Below are 24,122 nucleotides of genomic sequence, written 5' to 3' on the forward strand. Positions count from 1 at the left end.
GGAGTCGGGCCGGCGCCGTGCCACACAAAAACAATCATCGGGGTGCTCCATCCACTTTCGCGATGTTGCGTTCGTAGGCTTTCTTGAAGTTGCGGGCGAAGAGGTCGAGGTAGGCGGCTTCGCTTTCGGTCGCCAGCACCTTGTATTCGGCCTCGAAGGCTTTCCACAGCGCGGCTTCGCGGCTGCCTGGCAGCAGCCCGGCCTTGGCGTTGACGCGGGCCCTGATGGCGTCCGGGCTGAAGCGTTCGACGGTGGCGGCCATGGCGTCCTGCATGGCGGCGATCATCGCGACCTCGTGCGCTTGCAGATCCTCGAAGGCGCCCTGCACCGCCTGGGGGCCGGGCAGGAAGCCGGCGTCGGGTTCGCCGACGAGCTGGCGCAGCGCCTGTTCGGGCGAGCGGGTCCATTTCAGCGGGTTGTTGCCGGCACGCTGGAAGGTGGTGACGTTGGCGCCGACGCCGAACTGGTGGCGGATGCGGGTGCGCGCGTCGAGCAGGCGGATGAGCCCGTCCGCCGTCTGCCGCAGCAGCCGGCCGGCGGCATCGAGCACGGCGGCGGGGGAGAGGTCGCCGATATCCTTCGGCTTCAGGCCGGCGGCGGCAAGGAAGGCATCGAAGGCGCCGTCGGCGGTGGCCCGCGGCGTCGCGGCAACGCCGGCCGGGGTGGCGGGCGCGGCGGCGGGGGCAGCGGGCGGCGGGGTCGGTGGCGGCGCGGTGGGGGCGACGCCGAAATCGATGGTGTCGAAGGCGTGGAGTTTCGCCCAGGGGTCGTCCGCGGGCGCGGTGGTGGGCGCGGTGGTGGGCGCTGTATTGGGCGGGGGCGCGGGGGCGCCGATGCCGAAGGGATCGCTGGCGGGGGGGGCGACACCGAAGGGGCTGGACGCCGGGGTGGCGGCGGGGGCGACGCCGAAGGGGTTGGCGGCAGGGGATGGCGCGGCGGGGGCGTTGATGCCGAACGGGTCGGCGGCGGGTGGCGGAGGGGGTGCGGCGGGCGTGCCGCCGAAACCGAAGGGGTTGCCGGCGGGCGCGGGCGCGGCGATGCCGAAGGGGTCGGCGTTGGGGCCGCTGGCGCCGGGCATCTGGAAGGCGTGCATCAGCGGGTCGGCGCCGGACTGGAACAGCGGTTTGGCGGGTTCGCGGCCGAACCTGTTGGTATCGATGGCGGCGCTGGAGCCGCTGCCGGCGGCGGACAGCCAGTCGAGGCCGCCACCCATGCCGGCGCCCGCCATGCCGGGGGCGGCGGTGGTGGGGCGCGCGCCGCTGAGTTCGGCGCGGATTTCATATTGGCCGATGGTGATGAGGTCGCCGTTCTTCAGCGGATAGGGGGCGGTCAGGCGCTGCGCGCTGCCGTTGATGAAGGTGCCGTTGGTGCTGCGGTCGGTGAGGACATAGGCGCCATCGACGAAGTCGATCTCGGCGTGCAGCGAGGAGACATGGTTGCGGGCGTCGGGCAGCGTCCAGTCGGCATGGGCGGCGCGGCCGATGACGAGGCCATGTTCGTTGAGCGTCTGCTCGACGGGGTCGCCCGAGGCGAGCGAGGGGACATTCTCGATGCGCAGGCGCAGCGTCACTCAGCCTTCTCCACTTGCCAGTCGTTCCGCGGCGTCGAGCGCGCCGGCGAGGCGGCCATCGAAGCCCTTGGGATCATTGTTGAGCATCGCCATCATGACCGCGCCGGCGACCGCCTGGCCGAAGCTGCCCGGCGCCGGCTGCACGCCCTGTTCCTGGGTGGCGGGCGCGAGGCTGCCGCCGGAGAGGAAGACGGCGAGGCAGGCGGCGCCCTCCGCGGTCGCGAAGCCGGCGGCCTGGCCGGCATCGAAGGCGAGGCGGCGGTTGGCGTCGGACGGTTCGGCGAGCCAGCGGTTGACCGCCTTGCGCGCCACCAGGCGTTTCGGGTCGGTGACGTCCTTCATGCTGCCGAGCGCGGCGGCGACCCAGCGCAGCGCCTCCATCCGCGGCAGGCATTGCGCCACGAAACGGGTGGCCTGCAGGAGGTCGGTGCCGCGCAGCGCGGCAAAGGCCAGCGGCGGCGGCGTGTCTGCATGGTCGCCGAGGTCCACCAGATCCTCGAGCAGCGGGGCGAGCTGGCCGGCGCGGGTCCATTTGACCCGGGGCCAGGGGCGGGGGGGTGCGGCGGTGGGGGGTATTGTGCTGGCCATCAGTTGATCATCACCAGGGCGCCCTTGACGATGTGGATGGCGCTGGCCTGTTGCTGCACCATCAGGCCCTTGGTCTCCAGCATCAGCGAGGCATCGATCTTGATCATCATGCCCTTCAGCTCGATCCCCATGGGGGTGAGCTTGATCGAGCTGGGGCCGCATTTCAGCTCGATGGATTGCATCGCGGTGGTCTTGTGGTTGCCGAGCGAGACGGTGGTTTCGCTGTTGCCCAGCGAGACGGTGAGTTCATGGTTGCCGACCTTGATGGTGGATTTCTTGTTGCCGGTTTTGATCTCCAGCGTGTCGTCCCCCATGATGTCGGTGGTGCGCTTGCCGGTCTTGATGCTGCGGGTGACGTTGCCGGTCTGCACCGTGTGGACGACGTTGCCGCTTTCGATGGTGGTGGTTTCGTCGCCCTTGATCTTGGTGGTGCGCTTGCCCTTGGTCACCGTCATCGTCTCGTCGCCCTCGTGAATGACGGTGGTGCGGTGGCCTTTCATGATGTCGCGCTTTTCGTCGCCGGTGACGACCTTGGTGGTGAGGTCGTGCTGGGCCTGGACGTAGAAAAGCTCCTGGTCCTTCTTGTCGTCGAACTTGATCTCGTTGAAGCCGCCGCCGCCCTTGCTGCTGTTGGTGCGGATGCCCTGTTGCGTGTTGGTGGGGGCGCTGCCGTAGGCGGGCAGGTTGCTTTCGTTGTAGACGCCGCCGGTGACGAGCGGCCGGTCCGGGTCGCCGTTCAGGAACTCGACGACGACCTCATGGCCGATGCGCGGGATCATGAAGGCGCCATAGCCGGAACCGGCGCCCGTCTGCATGACGCGGATGAACAGGCTGCTGGCCTCCCGCTCGGCCTTTTTTCCCTCCTCGTCCCAGAAGAAGCGGACCTTCACCCGGCCATATTTGTCGGTGTGGATCTCCTCCCCCTGCGGGCCGATGACGACGCCGGTCTGCGGCCCCCAGATGCGCGGCTGCGGGGTCTTGCGCTCGGGCCGGAAGGGGTGGGTGATCGGCATCAGCTCGAGCTCGACATGCATCTCCTCGTCGGCGCCGCCGTCCGAACGCAGGCCGGACGCGGTGTAGAGGTGGCGGGTGGCGACGATCAGGTAGGTTTCGCTGGCGTTGAACTTGTGGTTGGCGTCGCTCTCGTCGGAGTGGAGGGTGAGCTTGCGGCCGACGGCGGCGGCGAACATGTTGCTGTCGGCATAGCTGCGCGCCATGCCCGCGCGGGCGGATTCGAGGCGGACGGTGGCGTAGCGCTGCCCCATGTCCGCCGTGGGTTTCAGGAAGTTGGCGGGGTTTTCGGTGATCGGCGCGATCTTGCCGGCCTGTTCGGCGGGTTCGCTGGTGGCGAAGCGCTTGGGCGGCTTGCCGAGGTTTTCGAGCTTCTTTTCCTTTTTCAGCGCGACGGTGGGGGCGGTGAAATCATAGTCGTCGACATAGGAGGCGGTGGCGGCGAGCGCGCGGTGCTCGTGCAGGTTCCAGACCAGCGCTTCCTTGCCATCGGGCACGCCGGATTCGAGGCGGGCGGCCTTGGGCAGGTTGTCCGGGTGGGCATTGGGCGCGTCGACGAAGGTGATCTCGTGCCGCTGCGGGCTGTGGTTGTAGTAATAATAGACGCCTTCGCGTTCCAGCCAGCGGGACAGGAAGGCGAAATTGCTCTCGTCATACTGGACGCGATATTCGAGCACCGGGTAGCTGGCGGACAGCGTGGTCTTGCGCCAGTTGCCGCCATGCTGGGTGATGAGGTCGGTGAGGCTTTTCTTGTAGTAGATGGCCGACGTGCGGTTGAGCGCCCAGAGGTGATGGCCGGGGCGGAGCACGAGGCGATAGACGAAATCGTCGCCATCATCGAGGCGGCCCAGTTCGGCATATTCGGTCAGCATGCCGTGGAAGATGCGGCTGACATGCGGCAGGCCGTCGAACTCGAGATGCATCATCGTGCTGAGCATCGGTTGCAGCTTGGCGGGCTTGCCGCGGCTGATGCATTCGACCTCGATCACGAACAGTTCGCTGAGGCGTTCGACGGCGGTCATGCTGGTGAGGATCAGCGCGTCGGCGCCGAGATCGCAATGCAGGCGCCCGATGCGGTTTGCGCTGCTCGGCATGATCACCCCTCCCGTTCCTCTTGTGCCACCTTATCAGCGCAAAGTCATGGTGCAACAGCGGGTCGTCACAGGCTTTTCTGGCAGGCCGGTCTTTCGGGATGCGGTTTCCGTTGCTAGCGTCGGCGCATGCGACTGGGTGTCTGTTATTATCCGGAACATTGGCCGGAGGCGCGCTGGGCCGATGACGCGGCGGCGATGGTGGCGATGGGGCTGAGGCAGGTGCGGATCGGCGAGTTCGCCTGGAGCCGGGTGGAGCCGGAGCCGGGGGTGTTCGACTGGGGCTGGCTGGACCGGGCGATCGACACGCTGGGCGGGGCGGGGTTGCGGGTGATCCTGGGGACGCCCACGGCGACGCCGCCGAAATGGCTGGTGGATGCGGCGCCGGACATCCTGGCATGGGACCGGCAGGGCCGCGTGCGGGGGTTCGGCAGCCGGCGGCATTATTGTTTCAGCAGCCAGACCTACCGGCAGGAGGCGGCGCGGATCACGCGGGCCTTTGCCGGGCGCTATGGCATGCACCCGCATGTCGCGGGGTGGCAGATCGACAATGAATATGGCTGCCACGACACGACGCTGAGTTACAGCCCGGCGGCGCGCGAGGGGTTCCGGCGCTGGCTGCGGTTCAAATATCGCGACATCGCGGCGCTGAACGCGGCCTGGGGGACGGTCTTCTGGTCCCAGGACTATGGCGGGTTCGGGGCGGTGGAGCTGCCCAACCTGACGGTGACCGAGCCGAACCCGGCGCAGGTGATGGATTTCCGGCGCTATTCGTCCGAGCGGGTGGTGCGGTTCAACCAAGTGATGGCGGGAATCGTGCGCGAGCATTCGCCGGGGCGCGACATCATGCACAATGTGATGGGGTTCGTGACCGATTTCGACCACCATGCGCTGGGCGCCGACCTGGATGTGACCGCCTGGGACAGCTATCCGCTGGGGTTTCTGGAGCAATATTGGTTCAGCGAGGCGGAGAAGGTGCGTTACGCGCGGACCGGGCATCCGGACATCGCGGCGTTTCACCACGACCTTTATCGCGGCTGTTCGCGCGGTCGCTGGGGGGTGATCGAGCAGCAGCCGGGGCCGGTCAACTGGGCACGGCACAACCCGGCGCCGCTGCCCGGCATGGTGCGGCTGTGGACGCTGGAGGCGGCGGCGCATGGGGCGGAATATGTGAGCTATTTCCGGTGGCGGCAGTTTCCGCAGGCACAGGAGGCGATGCACGCCGGATTGCAGCGGGTGGACGGGGCGGAGGCGCCGGCGGCGGCCGAGGTGCGGGCGGTGGCGGCGGAGCTGGCGGCGCTGGGGGCGCAGACGGTGGAACGGGCGCCGGTGGCGCTGATCGTCGATTATCCGGGGCTGTGGGCGATGGAGGCGCAGCCGCAGGGGGCGGACTATCGCGGGATCGAGCTGCTGTTCCGTGCCTATGAGGCGTTGCGGCGCCTGGGACTGGATGTCGATGTCGTGTCGGCGGCGGCGAATTTTTCGGACTATGCGATGGTGGTGGCGCCGGTGCTGCCCTTTGTCGACGAGGGGCTGGTCGCGCGGTTGGCGGCTTTTGAGGGGCAGGTGCTGCTGGGGCCGCGGGCGGGGAGCAAGACGGCGGATTTCGCGATCCCCGGGGCGCTGGCGCCAGGCGCGTTGCAGGCGTTGATCCCGCTGAAGGTGACGCAGGTGGAATCGCTGCGGCGGGACGTGCGGCATGCGGGCGACGGGTTCGTGGTGGAGCGCTGGCTGGAGCATGTGGAGAGCGCGCTGGCGCCGGAGCTGGCGACGGATGACGGGCATGGCGTGCTGTGGCGGCAGGGTGGCGTGCGATACCTGTCGTGCTGGCCGGATGCGGGGCTGTGGCGGGCGGCGCTGGTGGCGATGGCGGGCGAGGCGGGGGTGGCCGTGACAACGTTGCCCGACGGGGTGCGGATGCGGCGCACGGCGGAACGGATTTTCGTGTTCAACTGGGGACCGGACACGGTCGATCCACAGCCGTTTCTGGGCGACGACGATGTTACGAAAGAACTTCCGGTCGCTGGCGTGCTGATAGCGAATTGCTGACACACGCTCTTGTTGGAATCAGTTATTTCGACTAGGAATGTGACGAAGCCTCCGGGGCGGGGGCTCAACAGGAGGACAGCATGTTGAAGCAGATGGTTGTCGGCGCTTGCGCGCTGCTGGGCGCGGTGAGTGCGGATGCGGTGGTGGTAACGGTGAACGGCGCCTTCACGGCCACCGATTGGAGCGTGTATTTCGGCACGCCGTCGGCGCCGATCGATCCGCTGTTCCTGACCTATTCGGCGACGTTCGATACCGATCTCGAATATACCGACGATGCGACCGTGCTGACGATCGGCTCGACCAATATCCCCTACGCCATCCGTTTTTCGAAGGGTGCCGGCGACGGGGCGGTACTGGTTCTGGCGACGGCGGGCGATCCGGACAGCTGCACCCATTTCACATCGACCTTCTGCGCGTTCGTGTCGGACTACATGACGGGCACGCCGACGTTCGTCGAGCAGTCCCCGGCGGATGGTGGCGGCTGGGTTGCCGGCACGATCACCGGCGGGGTGGTGCCGGAGCCGGCGACCTGGGCGATGATGATCGCGGGCTTTGGCCTGGTGGGTGGCGCCATGCGTCGCCGCCGGATGGTTGCAGTCTGAGCTAGGGTGCGGCGGCGAAGGCTGCCTCAACAATGATGAGAGGGGAAAGGTCGGCGTCCGAGGCGCCGGCCTTTTCCAGTGCGGCGAAGCGGGCGTAGAGGCGCTGATATTCGGGCAGGTGGGGGGTTTCGACCAGGGTGCCGTCGACGTGGAGGGTGGCGCCGCCGTTCGACAGGAGCAGGGGGCCTTCGCGGGTGTCGAAGGCGATGTCCCAGGTTTCGGTGGCGACGGGCGACCAGTCGAAATGGGCGTGGACGGGGATGCCGGCTTGCGAGAAATCGAGGGTGGCGATGATCGGCATGGGCTTGCCGGGGGGGCGGATCAGGTGGGCGGACTGCATGCGAGTGTCGCCAGGGACGAGGCTGGTGAGGATGGAGAGGGCGTTGATGCCGGGGTCGAAGACGCCGAAGCCGCCCGGCTGCCACACCCAGTCCTGGCCGGGGTGCCATTTGTTGACGTCTTCGCGCCAGACGATGCGGACGGCGGTGATGGTGCGGGTTCTGAGGAGCTCGCGGGCGGCGTCGACGGCGGCGTTCTCGCGGGCGTGCCAGGTGGCGAACAGGGTGAGGGGGCCGGCGGCGGCGACCAGGGCTTCGGCCTGTGCCACGGTGGCGGCCGGGGGTTTTTCCAGCATGACGTGCCAGCCGCGCGCGAGCGCCTCCATCGCGGTGGCGAAGCGTTCGGCGGGGCGGTTGGCGAGGCTGATGGCGTCCACGGAAAGCCCGCTTTCGGCGAGTGCGGCGAGGCTGGGGAAGACCGGGACGCCGGGCGGGCCTTCGCCGCGGCGGCTGATGACGGCGGCCAGCGTGACGCCGGGGGTGGCGGCGATGGCGGGGACGTGGCTGTCGGCGGCGATCTTGCCATAGCCGAGGAGGGCGATGTTCATGACGCTGCCCAGGCGGCGGCAAGGGTGGCGGCGCGGGCGGCGACGGTGGTGGCGCTGTCGCCGGGGCGGTAGAGGCTGCCGCCGAGGCCGAAGCCGGTGGCGCCGGCGGCGCGCCAGGGGGCCATGGTGGTGGCGTCGATGCCGCCGACGGGGAGGAGGGGGACGGGAGGCAGGACGGCGCGCAGGGCCTTGAGGGCGGCGGGGCTGCTGGCTTCGGCGGGGAAGAGTTTGAGGGCGTGGGCGCCGGCGTCGAGCGCGGCGAAGCCTTCCGTGGCGGTGGCGACGCCGGGGAGGCTGGTGAGGCCGGCGGCGACGGTGGCGCGGATGGTGGCGGGGTTCATGTTGGGGGAGACGATGAGGCGGCCGCCGGCGGCGGCGACGGCGGCCACCTGGTCCGGCGTGAGGACCGTGCCGGCGCCGATCAGGGCGCGGGGGCCGGCGAGTGCCGAGAGGCGGGCGATGCTGGTGAGCGGGTCGGGCGAGTTGAGCGGGATTTCGATGAGGGTGAAGCCGGCCTCGATGAGGGCGGTGCCGATGGCGTCGATCTCGGCGGGGGTGATGCCGCGCAGGATGGCGACGAGCGGGAGGCGGGCGAGGGCGGTTTCAAGGTCCATGCGGGGTGTCTCCGATGGCGGCGGGGCGGGCTTTGGCTGTTGCATGTTGGGGTGTGGTGCGCGCAGGCCCCCTCCCGCTCGCTTCGCGAGTCGCCTCCCCCGCGAGCGGGGGAGGGGCTCCCCGGTCGACGTTGCCGAGACCTCTCCCGGTTAATGGGGACGAGCGTCAGCCCTTGCCGGGTTCGGGGCTGAAGTGGGCGTCGTATTTGCCCGGGACGCCCTTGAAATCGTCGGCGTCGGCGGGGGTTTCGCCCTTGACGGTGACGTTGGGCCATTCGGCGCTGAATTTGGCGTTGAGCTCGGCCCATTTTTCGAGGTTGGGTTCGGTGTCGGGCACGATCGCCTCGGCCGGGCATTCGGGTTCGCAGACGCCGCAGTCGATGCACTCATTGGGGTTGATGACGAGCATGTTCTCGCCTTCGTAGAAGCAGTCGACCGGGCACACCTCGACGCAATCCATATATTTGCACTTGATGCAGGCTTCGGTCACGACATAGGCCATCGGGCGCGCTCCTTGGGTGTTCGGATAGAGCGCTAGCTTTGCCGCCGTGAGGCGTCAACAGGCGGCCATGCGTTGCGTCATCAGGCTGGTGTAATGTTCCTGCGCCTCGGTGAAGGGCCCGCGGCGGTGGGGGAGGCCCTCGACGCGGACGACGACGATGTCGTCGCCGCGGGGGAAGCTGACGACGCTGCCCGGCCGGACGAGGGCGCTGGGGCGGTCGATGACGCGGCCGTCGAGGCGGAGGCGGCGGCTTTCGCACAGCGATTGCGCCGAGCTGCGCGACTGCGCGAGGCGGGCGAACCAGAGGAACTTGTCGATTCTCAAGCCCGGACCATAGACCATAAGCTACACTCCCATCAAACCCGCAAGACCGGCGAAGGGTGAGGCAGAAGCGGGGGCTGCGTCACCGGTGGTTTTGTCCCTTGGCGCGCCGCGCCAGGCGAAGGCGGGTGTCTCGCCGGGGGCGGCGCGGAAGCCGAGCGCGCGCATGACCCGGCGGAAGGCCGGCGGTTGCAGGCCGAGCGTGGCGGCCCAGGGCGCGTCGGGCACGAAGGCGTTGCCGCCGGCCTTGTCGCGCAGCCGTTGTTCGTGCAGCGCGCGGGCGAGACGGTCGGCCATGTCGACGCGGACGGCGCTGCCCTCGACGCGCCAGTAGCCGGCGACCTCGTAGAAGCCCGGCGGCGCGTCGGGGTTGACGGTGAGGCTGACGCGGCCCGGCGCCGGCGGGGCGGGCATGGCGGCGACCTGCGCGGCGACTCCCCAAAGGGCGAGGCGCCAGCGGGTGGCCTCGGGCTTCAGGGCGTGGGCGACGAAGACATGGGTGACGCCGAGGCGGACGCCGCCCTTGTGCAGGGCGCGGCGGTCGGCCTGCGTCAGGCTGTGGATCAGCGGGTCGACGCTGGCGCGGGTGAGCGAGCCCATGGTTTCGACGAGCTGCACGACGAGGCCGCGTGCCGGGGCGGAGAGCTGCGGCGCGAGCGCGGCGACGCGGGTGAGGGCGGAGAGATGGTGGGCGGTGGCGGCGGCCAGCCAGGTTTCGAGGCGGGCCTGTGCCTTCGCGCGGTCGGCGGGGGTGAGGGCTTCCAGGCTGCGGTCCAGTTCGACGCGGGGGTGGAGCGCGTCCTTGCCGCGCCGCAGGCTGGCGATGCGGGCGCCGCGCCAGAGGAGGCGGGGGGGCATGCCGCCGTCGAAGCCGAGGGCGAAGTCGGAATCGGTGGCGCCGGCGAGCGCGGCGGCCCGCGTGGCATATTCGCGGGCGAGGCGGCGTTCGGCGGCGGCGAGCAGCATCTTCTTCTCGCCGGCGCGGGCCGAGGGGTCGGGGGTGAAGCGGAAGCCGGCGAGCGTGCCGATGATCGCGCCATCGACGACGACGGTGCCGTCGGGGTCGACCTCGACACGCAGGTGCGGGTCCTTGACCGAGAGGTCGCGCAGCAGGACGGCGGTGCGGCGGTCGACGAAGCGCTGCATCAGCCGGGCGTGCAGCGCGTCCGACAGCTTGTCCTCGACGGCGCGGGTGCGTTCGGCCCAGCCGGCAGCGTCGGCGAGCCAGTCGGCGCGGTGGGCCACGTACGTCCAGGTGCGGGCGGCGGCGATGCGGTCGGAGAGGGTGGCGATGTCGCCGGCGACATTGTCGAGGATGGCGAGCTCGCTGCGCAGCCATTCGGGCGGCAGGTGGCCGCTGCCCTCCGACAGATGCCGGTAGATGCGGCTGACGAGCTTGGCGTGCTGGTCGACGCCGGTGCGGCGGTAATCGGGGAGGCCGCAGGCGGCCCACAGGCGTTGCAGCGCGGGGACGCCGCGGGCGCGTTCCATCACCCAGGGTTCGCCGGCGAGCTTCTTCAGCACGGCGACGTCGATGGCATCGTCGCCGCGGTGCAGTTCGGGGGCGGTGGCGCGGGCGTCGAGGCTCATCATGAGGCGGTGCAGGCTGTGGAAATCGAGCCGGGCGTTGCGCCAGAACAGGCTGGTGAGCGGCGGGAAATGATGGCCTTCGATGGCTTCGACATTCTCGGGGTCGAGCAGCAGGCCGTCGGCCTGGCCGAGCTGCACGGTGCCGAAGCTGCCGTCCCGCTGGTGGCGGCCGGCGCGGCCGGCGATCTGGGCGAGTTCGGCGGCGGTCAGCTTGCGGTGGCGCCGGCCGTCATATTTGGCGAGGCTGGCGAAGGCGACATGGGCGATGTCCATGTTGAGGCCCATGCCGATGGCGTCGGTGGCGACGAGATAGTCGACCTCGCCCGATTGGAACATTTCGACCTGGGCGTTGCGGGTGCGGGGGCTGAGGCCGCCCATGACGACGGCGGCGCCGCCCTTGTGCCGGCGCAGCATTTCGGCGAGCGCATAGACATCCTCTGTGGTGAAGGCGACCAGCGCCGTGCGCGGCGGCAGGCGGGAGAGTTTCTTCGCGCCACTGTAGCTGAGGGTGGAGAAGCGCGGGCGGTTGACGATTTCGGCATCGGGCAGCAGCCGGCGGATGAGCGGGCGCAGGGTTTCGCTGCCGAGGATCATGGTTTCGGCGGTGCCGCGGCTGTGCAGCAGCCGGTCGGTGAAGACATGGCCGCGTTCGGGATCGGCGCCCATCTGCGCCTCGTCGATGGCGACGAAGGCGGGGGCGCGGTCGGTGGGCATGCTTTCGGCGGTGCAGAGGAAGTAGCGGGCGCCCGCGGGGACGATCTTTTCCTCTCCCGTCACCAGCGCGACCTGGGCGGCGCCCTTGATCTTGACGACGCGGTCATAGACTTCGCGGGCGAGGAGGCGCAGCGGGAAGCCGATCATGCCGCTCGCGTGGCCGCACATGCGGTCGATGGCGAGGTGGGTCTTGCCCGTGTTGGTGGGGCCGAGGACGGCGGTGAGCTGGGAGCGCAGGCCCGTCATGCCGGGGCTGACGCGGCACGCCGCCGGCGGTTCCCGGTGGCGGTGGTCAAAACGAAACGCCGTTTTGCAGCAACGCGCATCACCTTTCTGATGCCCTACCCAGATATGGTGTCACAGGGCGTTTCCCGACGCAAGTGATGGATATGTGACGGCGGCAACGGAAGTGCGGGGCGTTGCGCCGCTGCCACAGCCGGGCTGCGCCGAAACGTGCGGGTTCCACGATGAAATAACGGCTCATCGCGTGCAGATACCGGATCGTCGCAGGAAGGAATCGGCCGGCCGCAGGGCATTTGACATTTTTTATCAAATTCTTGTCTAACGGCATCGCGCATGGGCGAGGTTCTGGTCGGACATGGAATCCCTGGCCCTGAGCAATAAAAGCCCGGTGGAGGGCCGATAAAGACTTATCCGGGAATAAAGGGTCGCTTTTGTTTCAGCCACTGACACGCGGTTGGGAGACGGGGGATGGGAACGGCATGACGGGCGGCACGCTCGCGCTGGCGCCCTCCGTCCTTCCGCGCGCGCCGGCGATCGACTGGCAGCGGGCGCTGCCCAAACGGGCCACGCTGGAGCGGATGGCCGCCGGCCTGTCCCACGGCGAGCTGACGGTCGACCTGGGGCGGGCCATCGGCAGCGCCCTGTGGTGGCGCGGGGCGGCGACGCTGGCGCTGCTGCTGGCGGGGGCCGGCATGATCGCGCTGCGGCCGGCGGCGATCCCGGGCGATGCGCCGCCCGCCTTCAGCCCGGCGCAGGTGGAGGAGCGGGCGGCGGACCGCATTTCGCCGCTGGCGCTGGGCGGGGCGACCGGGCGGATGACGCCGGCGACGAAGGCGGTGGAGCGGCTGGCGGAGCCGCCGGAGCGGCCGCGCATCGAGGTGACGGCGAAGCTGGGGGCGGTGGACAGCATCGAGGGCGCGTTGCGGCGCGCCGGGGTGGGGCGCAAGGATATCGCCGAGGTGATGCGGATGGTGTCCTCCGCCGCCAATGTGCGGCGGGTGAAGCCGGGCACCGAGTTCGAGCTGGTGCTGGGGCGGCGGGAGGCGAAATCGCAGCCGCGGCCGCTGGATGCGCTGGCGTTCCGGGCGGCGCTGGAGCTGCGGTTGAGCATCACGCGCAACATGCAGGGGACGCTGGTGATGCAGCGGATCCCGATCAAGGTGGACGAGACGCCCTTGCGGGTCAGTGGCACGGTGGGGCGGTCGCTCTATGCCGCGGCGCGCTCGGCGGGGCTGCCGGCCGGCGTGGTGGCGGATTACATCAAGCAGATGAGCTATGTGGTGGACTTCCAGCGCGAGGTGCGCGGGAAGGACCGGTTCGACATGGTGATCGAGCACCGGCGGGCGGAGACCGGGGAGACCGAGATGGGCCGGCTGCTCTATGCGGGCCTGGTGAACGACGGCGAGCAGGTGAGCCTGATGCGCTGGGGCAAGGACGGGGCCTTCTGGCGGAGCAATGGCGAGAGCGCCAAGAAGGGGCTGATCAAGACGCCGATCGACGGCGCGCGCATGTCGAGCGGGTTCGGCATGCGGCTGCATCCGGTGCTGGGATACAGCCGGCTGCACCAGGGGGTGGATTTCGCGGCGCCGACGGGGACGCCGGTGATGGCGGCGGCGGCGGGGCGGGTGACGTTCAGCGGCTGGCACGGCGGGCATGGCAATTATGTGCGCGTGCAGCACCGGCCGGGGCTGGAGACGGCCTATGCCCATCTGTCGCGGCTGAACGTCCGCAACGGGCAGATGGTGGGGCAGGGGCAGATCATCGGGCTGGTGGGCTCGACCGGGCTGTCGACGGGGCCGCACCTGCATTATGAGGTTTGGATGAACGGGCGGGCGGTGGATCCGCGCAGCGCCAGGCTGCCGCTGAGCGCCAAGCTGGCGGCGGGCGAGATGGGGCGGTTCAAGGCGCAGATGGCGCGGTTGCGGGGGCTGACGCCGGCGGGTCGGTAGATGCCCCTGGCGCGTGAGGGTGCTTCGACAGGCTCAGCATGAGCGGGTTTGGGGTGATGCCGTTGGTCTGAGGGAGTGGGCAGTGCTGGCCCCCCCGCTCGCGTTCCGTGAATCGCTCCCCGGTCGCTTCGCTGGCCTTCGGCGCCGGGGGAGAGCGGGGTTCCGCTGTGACGTCGGCAGAAAAGCCGCCGCGAAAAATGCACCCAGATTTCGACACTGTCTGTGGCCGGCGAACATATCTTACATTTCATCCAACAGCGGGATGAAGGACAAGATCATGCAATCCAACGGGATTTCGCGTGCGGGGGCGATTGTCTCTGGCAAGGGGCGTGCGGCGGGGCCGATGCGGTGGCTGGCGTCGACGGCGCTGGTGGCGCTTGCGGCGCCGGGGGTGGCGCAGGTGCGGGAGGCGGCGGTGACGCTGACCGCGGGCGACGATGTGCGGGTGGTGCCGGGGGCGAGCCGCGCGCTGGCGCCGGCGGCCGTGGCGGGGCTGGTGCCGCTGGCGACGGTGGTGGGCGTCGAGGCGCTGGCGGGCCATGACGATGTCACGCTGAAGGGGCGTTCGACGCTGACGGCGGAGGTGAAGCCGGCGCGCAATTATCTGACCCTGCCGGGTGGCAGCCAGCTGGGGGCGTTCTTGGCTGCGCCGCTGAACGCGGCGATGGCGATCGGGGTGGATGGCGGGTTGGGAAACGACCGGCTGGTGAATGTCGACATGCTGACGGTGCGCGGCATCGGCAATTTCTCGCAGGCGAACTTCAGCGTCTCCAACCCCGGCCTGCCGGCGGGGCTGGGCGGGGTGTCGACCGACAGCCGGCTGGACGCGGGGGCGATCGGCCTGCTGGGGGGCGGCGGCAGCAATGTGCTGATCAACCAGGGAAGCATGACGGTTGAGGGCAGTGCCGAGGCGACGCGGCTGTCGATGGCGCTCGACATGGCCAAGCTGAGCGATCCGGTGCAGAACCTGACGGCGAATGCGCTGGGTGTCGGCCTGATGTCCGGCGGCGCGGGTGATGCGCTGCGCAACGAGGCCGGCGCGACCATCACCGCCGGCGCGAAGGCGAAGGCGACCTCGATCGGGATTTCGGTGAGCGGGGTGGAGATCAGCAGCCCGTCCAGCGCCAGCGTGGCGAACGCGCGGGCCGAGGGGATGCGCGGCGACAGGGGGGCCGACACGCTGGCGAACGCCGGCAGCCTGGTGGTGAGCGCGGAATCGGACGTGTTCGTCGGCAGCCTGTCGGTGAGCCCGAATTCCCTGACCCTGCCGACCGTGGTGATCCCGGACAATCCGGTAGAATCGAACGCCTCCTCACGGGCGCTGGGGATGGTGGGCTGGGGCGGCAATGACGCGCTGACCAACAGTGGCACCATCAGCCTGACGGCGGACACGGATTTCATCACCGGCAGCATCTCGATCGTGGATCGGGTGTTCGACCTGAGCGGCATCGACACGCTGGTGACGCCGCCGGGTCCGCCCACGGAGCCGACCGGCGGGTCGAACGCGCGGGTGGTGGGCATGCTGGGCGACGGGGCCGGGGTGGGCGACGGCAATGACCGGCTGGACAACAGCGGGCTGATCACGGGGGCGGCGACGGCGACGGTCAGCAACCTGTCGATCATCATCGCGGCGCCGATCAATTCGATGACGGGGACGAGCGACAATGCGCTGTCGACGATCTTGGACTTCGTGTCGGTGGGGATCGGCAACGGGCCATCGGCGAGCGCGCTGGCGTTCGCGGACGGGATGGTGGGCGGCGGCGGCGGCGACCGGCTGCGCAACGCCGGCAGCATCCTCTTGGGCAGCAGCGCGACGGCGCAGACCGGGTCGGTCAGTCTGGACGTGCTGGGCTTCATCGAGGACGCGGGCGGCGGCGGTGGCGGTGGCGGTGGCGGTGGCGGTGGCGGCGGTGGCGGTGGGGGCGGCGGCAGTTCGCCGGACTTCAACCTTTCGCTGTCGGTCTACAACACCAGCACGCTGGCCTCGGCGCGGTCGGTGGGGATGGACGGCGGCAATGGCGCCGACCTTCTTGAAACGACGGCGGGCAGCGTGACCAGTGCGGGGTCCAACGCGCTGGCGCAGAATCTGGACGGGGCGGTGACGGTGAATGTCAGCACCGACGACCAGCAGTTCAACGTCGGCGGCTCGGCGCTGTTCACGCGCATCTGGGCCGGGGCGGAGTCGGTGGGCATCGATGGCGGCGCGGGGGCGGATTCGATCCTGTCGGGCGGCACGGTGTTGAGCCAGGCGACGGCGGCGGCGAAGGCGCTGTCCGTCAACGCCAATGTGCAGGTGCAGGGCAGCGGGCTGTCGCTGTCGGCGAATTTCCTGGACATGGCGCTGATCGCCGACGGCGGCGCGACGGGGATTCGCGCGCTGGATCATGGCGACCTGGTGCGGTCGGGCGCGGTCGGCGCGGTGGCGGACGCCAGCGTGCAGTCCCTGGGGGTGTCTGCCGGGGTGACGGTGGCGAAGGAGCAGGGGCTGGTCGGATCGGGCAGCATGGTGACCGCCGGGCAGACGGCGACCGCGGTGGCGCGCGGCATCGACCGGGCAAGCGCGGAGCTGGTGCCGGGGCGGGGTGCCGGCGGCAGCCTGCCGGGGCAGACGGTGGTGGCGGAGAATGCCGCGCTGACCGCGGCGGCGACGTCGGACGTCAGCCGGATCGTGGTGGCGGCGAATGTCACCTTCGCCAAGGAGGGCGTGGCGCTGGGCGCGACCGTGCTGGACCTCGACAATGTCAGCAGCGCCGATGCGGCGGGATTCACGGGCGGATTGCAGGCGGACCGGGTGACGCTGGGGGGCGACCTGCGCGCGACGGCGGCGGCGGACGGGTTGTCGACGCAGACCGGCGTGACGGTGGGGCTGGCGGACAGCGGCGTGGCGGCGGGGGTGACGGTGCTGCGCTCCGACGCGACATCGGCCGCGGGCGCGGTCGGCGCGACGCTGGGCGGGGGCGATGATGTGCTGGTGATGCGCGGCGGCACGGCGACGGCGACGAGCGACAACACCAACAATGTCAATGCGGTGACGGTGTCGGGCGCGAACAATGGCGTGGGGCTGGGAGCCTCGCTGGCGTCGCTGGCGACGGCGTCGGAGGCGGTGGCGACGCTGGTGGACGCCGGTGATGGCGCGGACAGCGTGAGCGTGGCCAAGGATGTGAGCGCGAAGGCGGATGCCGAGGCGGATGTGGTGGTGGTGGGTGTGACCCTGTCCGGCGCGGTGAATGGCGTGGGCGCCGGGGCGACGCTGGCGCAGACCGCGGGCACGGCGTTCGGGCGTGGCGCCGGCGTGACGCTGGGGGGCGGCAATGACGTTCTGACGCTGGCGGGCACGGCGACCGCGGATGCGCTGGCGGATATTTCCACGATCGGCGCGGGGATTGCGATTTCGGGCGCCTATCAGGGGGTGGCCGCGGGGGTCAGCGTGCTCGACCTGAGCGGCGATGCCATCGCGCAGGCGGTGGCGGCGGACGGCGGCGACGGCGACGATGCGCTGGACGTGCAGAAGGTGGATGTCGGCGGCAGCGCGACCTCGAAGAGCACGGGCGTGACGGTGAGCGTGGGGATTGCCGCTTTCGGCGTCGGCGCCGGCGGCTCGGTGATCAGCGGCGACACGCGGGCGACGATGCTGTCGGTGGGGCTGGATGGCGGGCTGGGCGCGGATGCGCTGACGCTGCGCGGCGGCGGCTTGGTGGAAAGCAGCGCGACGGCGACGCGCACCGACGTGGCGGTGTCGGGCAGTTTCGCCATCGGCGCGGCGTTCGCGGGCAATTTCCTGGACACGGCCTCGGGCGCCAGCGCGCGCTCGGTGGGCCTGCTGGGGGATGGCGCGTTGGGCATCGGCGGCGGGGCGGATGTGCTGCTGCTGGGCGGGCCGTTGACGGTGAAGGCGACGTCGAGCGCGAAGGGCGCCAGCTATGCCTTCACCATTCCCATCGCGCCGGTGCCGATCGGCGCCAATGTGGTGACGGGCGCGGTGCGGGCGGATGCGGTGGCGACGGGCCTGGAGGGCGGCGAGGGCGACGATATGCTGACCGCGAACGCGAAGGTGGACGCAGGCGCCAAGGCGACGGCGACGGCGAGTTCGCTGTCGCTGGGGATCGGCATCGCGATCAATTATGGCGACCTGTCGACGACGGCGGAGGCGGTTGCGGCGGCGCTGTCGGGCGGGGCGGGGAATGACCGGCTGAGCGTGGCGGCGGGAGCCTCGGCAACCGCGGCGGCGGATACCAAGACCTCGACGCTGGGCTTTGCCATGACCGGCGGCTCGATGAGTTCGCTGGCGACGGATGCGCGCGCGCTGGCGACGGTGCTGGACGGCGGTGCCGGTGACGATGTGCTGGATGCCAGTGGCCTGATCGAGGCGACGGCGACGGGCAGCGCGCCGGTGAGTGCCATCCAGGCGACCGGCACGGGCATGGCGATTTCCGACATGTCGAGCCAGGGCTTTGCGCGGGCCGTGGGTTTGAGCGGTGGCGATGGCGCGGATGCCATCGTGTCGCGCGGGCTGACGCGGGCGGTGGCCTCGGGGACGGTGACCGCCGGCTCGGTGAACGTGTCCCTGGCGGGGGCGGCGGGCAGCCAGTCCGACATTTCGGCGCTGGCGCAGGCGGTGGCGGCTGAGGGCGGCGCCGGCGCCGATGCGGCGGATCTGGGGGCGCTGGATGTGCGCTCCACGGCCGCCTCCTCCTCGAACTCGATCGCGGTGACGATGGTGGGGCTGGGGACGGCGCTGTCCGGCATGGGCAGCGTGGCGCAGGCAAGCGGCTTCGACGGCGGCGCGGGAGATGACCGGCTGCTGCTGCGCGGCGGCGGCACGGTGAGCGGGCTGGCGACCAGCAGCGCGAAATCGACGAGCGTGTCGGTGCTGGGGATGAACATCGATGCCTCCAGCGCGCGGACGGGGGCCGATGCGGCGCTGGCGCGGGGCGGGGCGGGGGCCGACCGGCTGGAGTTGGGGAGCCTGGCGGCGTCGGTGTCGGCGACGGCCAGCGCGGCGGACAAGTCCACCAGCTTCGCGGCGCTGGGGGGCACGCTGGCGCGATCGGGCGTGAACGCCGATGCGGTGGCGCGCGGGCTGGACGGCGGCGACGATGGCGACGTGCTGCTGGCGGGCGGCGACCTGTCGGTGAGCGCGAACGCGGTGGCGGCGACCGAGGCGCTGACCATCACCCTGCTGGGGGGCACGATGTCCCGCGCCGGGGCGCAGGCGACGGCGCTGGCGGCGGGGCTGGATGGGGGCGCGGGTGCCGATCAGCTCCGGTCGAGCGGGGCGCTGGTTGTGAATGCGCAGGGAAGTGTCGGGATGAAGGCGCTGACGGTCAGTGGCGCCAGCATCGGGGTGAGCCGGGCGGACCTGGCGGGCAGTGCGACGGCGGTGGGGCTGGCGGGCGGCGCCGGCGCCGATGGTTTGCAGGCGTTCGGCAGCGTGACGGCGACGGCGACGATGCGCGCGGTGGCGGAGGCGAGCAGTGCCTCTTTGCTGAACGTGTCGCGGACCGATGGCGGCAGCCGGCTGGAAGCGGCGGCGACCGGTTTCGACGGCGGTGACGATGACGATGTGCTGGTGAACGGCGCGCTGCTGCGGGCGGAGGCGAATGCGCTGGCGGCGGCGTCGAGCACGGCGCTGTCGCTGATCGGCGTGACCTTGCAGGATGCCTCGACGGTGACGCGGGCGGCCGCGCTGGGGCTGGGCGGCGGCACCGGTGGCGACCGGATCAGCAACCTGTCGGCGGTGACCGCGGTGGCGACCACCACGGCGCGCAACAGCAGCGTGACGGGGTCGCTGCTGGGCGGATCGGGCGCCAATGTGGCGATGCTGGGCCAGGCGCTGGCGACCGGGATCGATGGCGGCAGCGGGGATGACATCATCCAGAACATCGGCAATGTCAGCGCGACGGCGGCGGCCAGCGGCCAGGCGCAGTCGCTGGATGTGACGCTGCTGGGGGCGGCGAGCTTCGCGCTGGACAGCAGCGCGGAGGGCCTGGCGACGGGCGTGGGCGGCGGTGCCGGCAACGACGAGCTGAGCAATTTCGGCCGCATCGGGGTGAGCGCCGGCGCGACGCTGACCTCGATCGCGCGCAGCGTGAAGGTGCTGGGCGGGTCGGCCGGGCGGCTGGGGCTGGCCGGGCGGGCGACCGGCGTGGGGATGGCCGGGGACGACGGCGACGACAGCCTGTTGAACGCCGCCGGCGCCTCGATCGGCGGGACGGCGAGCGCGACGCTGACCATGGCGGCGACCAGTTTCAACCTGCTGGGCGGCACCGTCAGTGACGGGCTGGCGCGCGGCGTCAGCATCCTGACCGGGATGGCGGGCGGTGGCGGCAGCGACCGGCTGGTGTCGGCGGGGTCGATCGGGCTGGTCTCGGCGGCGACGCTGGTGTCGACCGCGGACAGCGTGCAGGGGCTGGGGGCCAGCCTGTCGGTGGCGGACCTGAGCGCGCGGGCGGCGGCGGCCGGGCTGGATGGCGGCGACGGCAATGACGCGCTGGGCGTGTCGGGCGCGTTGACGGTCTCGGCGGCGGCCAACGCGACCTACAGCGCTTCCTCGCTGAGCCTGGTGGGGCTGGGCGCGGCGGCCGGCGTGCTGGGGGCGGATGCGCGCTCGGTCGGGCTGATCGGCGGGGCTGGCGATGATGTGCTGCTGCTGAACGGCGCGGGCGACGCGCGGGTGACGGCGCGGGCGGAGACGCAGTTGCAATCGAAGGTGAAGGTCGGGCTGGGCGCGGCGGTGGGGCGGGGCGCGGTGACCTCGTCCGGGCGGGCGACGGGCCTGGAGGGCGGCGAGGGCGCCGACACGCTGACCCTGCAGCGGGCGCTGTTCGTGCAGGCCGAGGGCATCGCCGGCTTCGATGCGACGCAGTTCGCCTTTGCCGGGGCGGCGCAGGGCAGCGCGTCGGGTCTGGTGCAGGCCTATGCCCGCGGGCTGGCCGGCGGCGAAGGGGAGAATGCGGTGACGGCGGCGGCGCCGCTGACGGTGCGGGCGATCGCGCAGGCCGATGGCTCGGCGGCGGCGGGGTCGACCATCGGGGCGACCTCCGCGGCGGCGGTGTTGCAGGCCGAGGTGGTGGCCACCGGGCTGGAGGGAGGCCGCGGCAGCGACCGCTTCGTGGCGAGTGGCCCGGTGACGGTGGAGGTGGGCGCCGAGCTGAACAGCAACGCGGTGGTGCGTGACGGGCTGCTGTTCACCGGCGGCGTGGCGCGGACGGTGGTGGCGAGCCAGCTGGTGGCGAGCGGCATCGGTGATTTCGGCGGCAACAGCCATGTGACGCTATCGGACCTGCTGTCGGTGACGCTGCTGCCGGGCGATGTGCGGACGGGCAGCGGGGTGACGCTGGCGAATTCGCTGTCCTTCGGCTCGAAGATCGGTTCCACCACCGAGGCGGAAGCGGTGGCGACGACGACGACCAACGGCTTTGCCCGGGGGGTGTGGCTGGGCGTGGGCGACGCGACGCTGGGCAACAGCGGCACGATCCGGGTGCGGGCGCAGGCGGAATCGCTGGCGCTGGCGCGGGCGGACGGTCTCTCTCAACTGGGTGGTTTCGCCTATGCGACGGCGAACGGCACCGCGTTGTCGGGGGCCGCCGGGGGCGTGGAGGCGGCGGGTGCGCTGACCATGCTGAACAGCGGCATCATCGATGTGCTGGCGGCGCCGACCGTGCGCGGGCTGGCGGATGCCGGGGCGAACGGCGGCGGCTTCACCGATCCGGACGCGGTGGCGAACATCGGCCTGAATGCCAACGGCATCGGCGCGGCGGGCGTGATGGCGGTGTCGGGCACGGTGCAGAATGACGGGCGCATCCTGGTGGTGAGCGCGCCGGTGATCGATGCGGCGATCGCGGTGGCGACGCAGCGCGGCGGCGGCGAGAAGAACACCGACGGTTTCGCGACCGCGACGGCGAACGCCAACGACGCGCGCGCCTGGGGCATCCGGATGACGGGCTTGGCGGACAGCAGCGTGCTGAACGGCGTGGCGGGCAGCATCACCGCCACGGCGGCGCCGGACGTGCTGGCGCGGGCGACGGCGAACGGCACCGGGCGGGAGGGCGACGCGACCGCGACCGCCATCGCCAATGCGTTGAACGCGCGGGCGGTGGGCATCGAGACGGCGGGTGGCAACGACCGGATCGAGAACCGCGGCATGATCGTGGCGGGCGCGAGCCCCCGCGCGGTGGCGGAGGCGGGCGCGACCAAATCCGGTTCCGGCGAGAAATCGGAGTTCCGGCTAGCGCAGGTGATCGGTGCGGATTCGGTGGGGATCAGCGCCGGTGGCGGCAATGACGTGATCATCAACCGGGGTGTCATCAGCGCGGCGACGGCGATCGATGCCGGCGCGGGCAATGACCAGCTCTTCCTGGTGGGCGCCAACCCCGATGTGCCGCAGCCGGTGAACCCCGATGTGACCGGGGTGATCGCGCTGGGCAGCGGCAACGACAGCATCCAGATCGAGGGCAAGATCCGCATCCGCGGGCGGATCGACGGCGGCACGGGCACCGACAGCCTGCTGGCGATCGGGGCGCAGACGCTGGAAGGCGGCCTGGCGAATGTGGAGACGGTGGTGAAGCGCGGGCCGGACGCGCTGGACGTGCGGCAGACGCTGTTCACGCCGCTGACCACGACCATTGAATCGGGCAGCATCGCCATCATCGGCGGGCTGAACCAGGCGGGTGGCAAGCTGACGCTGAACATCCGGGGCGATGGCAGCAACGGCCTGTTGAACATGACGGGCGCTGGCCCCTTCTTCCCGCAGGGCGGCATCGTGGTGGCGCGGGACAATGGCGTTTACAGCGCGGGCACGCGCTGGAACGTGATGCGGGCGGCGGGGTCGCTGAACCTGGCCCTCGCCACGGTGACTTTGCCCAATCCGACCGCGCTGGTGAGCTTTGGCCGCACGATCGTGGACGGGCGGACGTTGCAGGTGGTGGCCAATGTGCGCAGCATGGGCAGCATGGCGCCGCTGGGCGAGGCCCAAAGCCTGGGGGCGGCGCTGGACGCGGCGACCCCGGTGGCGGCGGGCGCCGTGGCGACGCAGGTGGCGGCGTTGCAGCGGCTGCAGAGCGAGGCCGAGGTGAGCGCGGCGCTGGGGGCGATGGCACCGGCGCTGCCGACGCACGCGCTGGCGAGCGGTGGCGCGGCGATGGACGGCGCGGTGGCGCTGGTGGCGCAGCGGCAGGACGGGCTGGGCCTGGTGGCGCGGCCGGGCCTGCGCATGGTGGGCGGCGCGGCGGTGCCGGGGCGGATGGCGGGCTGGGCGGCATCGTTCAGCCAGTCGCCGGGGGGTGCCACGGGGCTGGGCCAGACCGCGGGCTTCGCCACCGGCATGGACTGGATGCCGAAGGAGGAGGTGACGCTGGGGATCGCGATGGTGCGGCAGGTCGGCGAGCGGCAGCTGGCGCGGGGCAGTGGGCAGAGCGACTCGACGCTGCTGACGGCGGCGCTGCGGGTGCAGGCGGGTGAGCGGCTGCAATGGCAGAGCGTGCTGGGGCTTGGGTCCGCGCGGTTCAGTGGGGCGCAGGCGCTGTTAGGGGGCGAGAGCCGGTTGTGGTCGCGGCAGGCGCTGCTGGCGTTCGATACCGGCGCGGTGTGGAGCCTGGACGATGGCGGCCTGATGCCGGCGCTGCATCCCGCTTTCATTGGCGGGCTGAGCTTCCGCCGGGCGGAGAGCGATGGCGAGGCGCGGCTGGCCTCCGGCGCGCTGGGGCTGGTGACGGGCGCCGGGCGGCAGGAGCGGTTCGAGGGCAGCCTGGGGCTGCGGCTGGCGCCGGTGTGGCGGTTCGACGGCGGCGTGCTGGGGCCGCTGACGCTGCGCGGCCGGGTGGAGGCGGCGATGGTGACGCGGCTGGGCGAGGGCGGCGCGCGGGTGGCGGCGCATTTCGCCGACATACCGGACATGCGGTTCGACCTGGCCGGCGCGGCGGGGCCGCGGGCCTGGCTGGACGTGAAGGCGGCGCTTTCGCTGACGACGCCGGGCGGCGCCGGGCTGAGCGCGAGCTGGCGGCAGCGGCAGCTGGGGGCGCTGCCCTCGCGCGAGATCGGGTTGGGGCTGGTGGTGCCGTTTTGAGAGGAAAAGCCATGAAATACATGATGATGGGGTTGGCGGCGGTGGTGTTGGCAGGGCCGGCGGCGGCGGTGCGGATCGTGGAGCGGGAGTATCGGCTGAGCGCGCCCTCGTTCAACGGCGACGGGCGGGACGGCGAGGTGGTGGTGGCGCGCTGGCAGTTCGGGGTGATGCCGGACGAGGTGATCACGAAGGCGCTGTTCAGTTCGCGGTTCGGCAATGAGGTGGCGGATTCGTCGTCGGTCGGGACGGTGAGCGTGAACGGCATCGAGGTGGGATATTGTGGAGGGCCGGGGGAGGCGTGCTGGGACGGACCCGGCGCGCCGATCCGG

The 24,122-nt window shown here is 71.1% G+C and carries 11 protein-coding genes and 1 pseudogene; 4 read left to right on the top strand and 8 right to left on the bottom strand.

The window, feature by feature from the left end; all coding sequences use genetic code 11:
- Positions 1-34 precede the first annotated feature (34 nt).
- From tagH to H3309_RS02345, 3 genes are read right to left on the bottom strand one after another with little or no spacing between them, the layout of a single operon-like run.
- Positions 35-1,570, bottom strand: a complete 1,536-nt coding sequence (gene tagH, locus H3309_RS02335; protein WP_182297142.1) for a type VI secretion system-associated FHA domain protein TagH — start codon at positions 1,568-1,570, stop codon at positions 35-37.
- Positions 1,571-2,158 (bottom strand): DUF6931 family protein, encoded by a 588-nt coding sequence (locus tag H3309_RS02340; RefSeq protein ID WP_182297144.1) that lies wholly within the window; start codon positions 2,156-2,158, stop codon positions 1,571-1,573.
- Positions 2,158-4,263 carry a type VI secretion system Vgr family protein gene (locus H3309_RS02345; protein ID WP_182297146.1) on the bottom strand — a complete coding sequence of 702 codons (2,106 nt, stop codon included), beginning with the start codon at positions 4,261-4,263 and terminating at the stop codon, positions 2,158-2,160. The genes H3309_RS02340 and H3309_RS02345 overlap by 1 nt, the downstream gene beginning before the upstream one ends.
- A gap of 126 nt (positions 4,264-4,389) precedes the next feature.
- Between H3309_RS02345 and H3309_RS17515 the strand changes: the two genes are divergently transcribed.
- Entirely contained in the window at positions 4,390-6,309 is a 1,920-nt protein-coding gene (locus H3309_RS17515; RefSeq protein WP_182297148.1) for a beta-galactosidase, read from the top strand.
- A gap of 509 nt (positions 6,310-6,818) precedes the next feature.
- A pseudogene (locus tag H3309_RS17745) lies at positions 6,819-6,911 on the top strand (PEPxxWA-CTERM sorting domain-containing protein); the annotation flags it as partial.
- Position 6,912: 1 nt separating this feature from the next.
- Here the strand turns inward: H3309_RS17745 and H3309_RS02360 are convergent.
- The 5 genes from H3309_RS02360 to H3309_RS17615 all read right to left on the bottom strand — a co-directional run bounded on the left by H3309_RS02360 (position 6,913) and on the right by H3309_RS17615 (position 11,784).
- A complete protein-coding gene (locus tag H3309_RS02360) occupies positions 6,913-7,797 on the bottom strand; it encodes a Gfo/Idh/MocA family protein (RefSeq protein ID WP_207791550.1) in 885 nt (294 codons plus the stop codon).
- Complete coding sequence (locus H3309_RS02365) at positions 7,794-8,411, bottom strand: 2-dehydro-3-deoxy-6-phosphogalactonate aldolase (protein ID WP_182297152.1); 618 nt, start codon at positions 8,409-8,411, stop codon at positions 7,794-7,796. Before H3309_RS02365 ends, H3309_RS02360 begins: the two co-directional genes overlap by 4 nt.
- A 166-nt stretch (positions 8,412-8,577) precedes the next feature.
- On the bottom strand, positions 8,578-8,913 hold the full coding sequence (gene fdxA, locus H3309_RS02370; protein ID WP_182297154.1) for a ferredoxin FdxA: 336 nt from the start codon (positions 8,911-8,913) through the stop codon (positions 8,578-8,580).
- 54 nt (positions 8,914-8,967) lie between these two features.
- Positions 8,968-9,237, bottom strand: a complete 270-nt coding sequence (locus H3309_RS02375; RefSeq protein WP_398399358.1) for an RNA-binding S4 domain-containing protein — start codon at positions 9,235-9,237, stop codon at positions 8,968-8,970.
- Between the two features lie 21 nt (positions 9,238-9,258).
- Positions 9,259-11,784 (bottom strand): helicase-related protein, encoded by a 2,526-nt coding sequence (locus tag H3309_RS17615; RefSeq protein ID WP_182297158.1) that lies wholly within the window; start codon positions 11,782-11,784, stop codon positions 9,259-9,261.
- Positions 11,785-12,260: 476 nt separating this feature from the next.
- On the opposite strand from H3309_RS17615, the gene H3309_RS02385 reads away from it, so the two are divergent.
- Positions 12,261-13,730: a M23 family metallopeptidase gene (locus H3309_RS02385; protein WP_182297159.1), complete on the top strand. Its 1,470-nt coding sequence runs from the start codon at positions 12,261-12,263 to the stop codon at positions 13,728-13,730.
- A gap of 262 nt (positions 13,731-13,992) precedes the next feature.
- On the top strand, positions 13,993-23,793 hold the full coding sequence (locus H3309_RS02390) for a beta strand repeat-containing protein (protein WP_182297161.1): 9,801 nt from the start codon (positions 13,993-13,995) through the stop codon (positions 23,791-23,793).
- The last annotated feature ends 329 nt before the right edge of the window (positions 23,794-24,122 follow it).

Source organism: Sandaracinobacteroides saxicola, assembly GCF_014117445.1.
Taxonomy (GTDB): Bacteria; Pseudomonadota; Alphaproteobacteria; order Sphingomonadales; family Sphingomonadaceae; genus Sandaracinobacteroides_A; species Sandaracinobacteroides_A saxicola.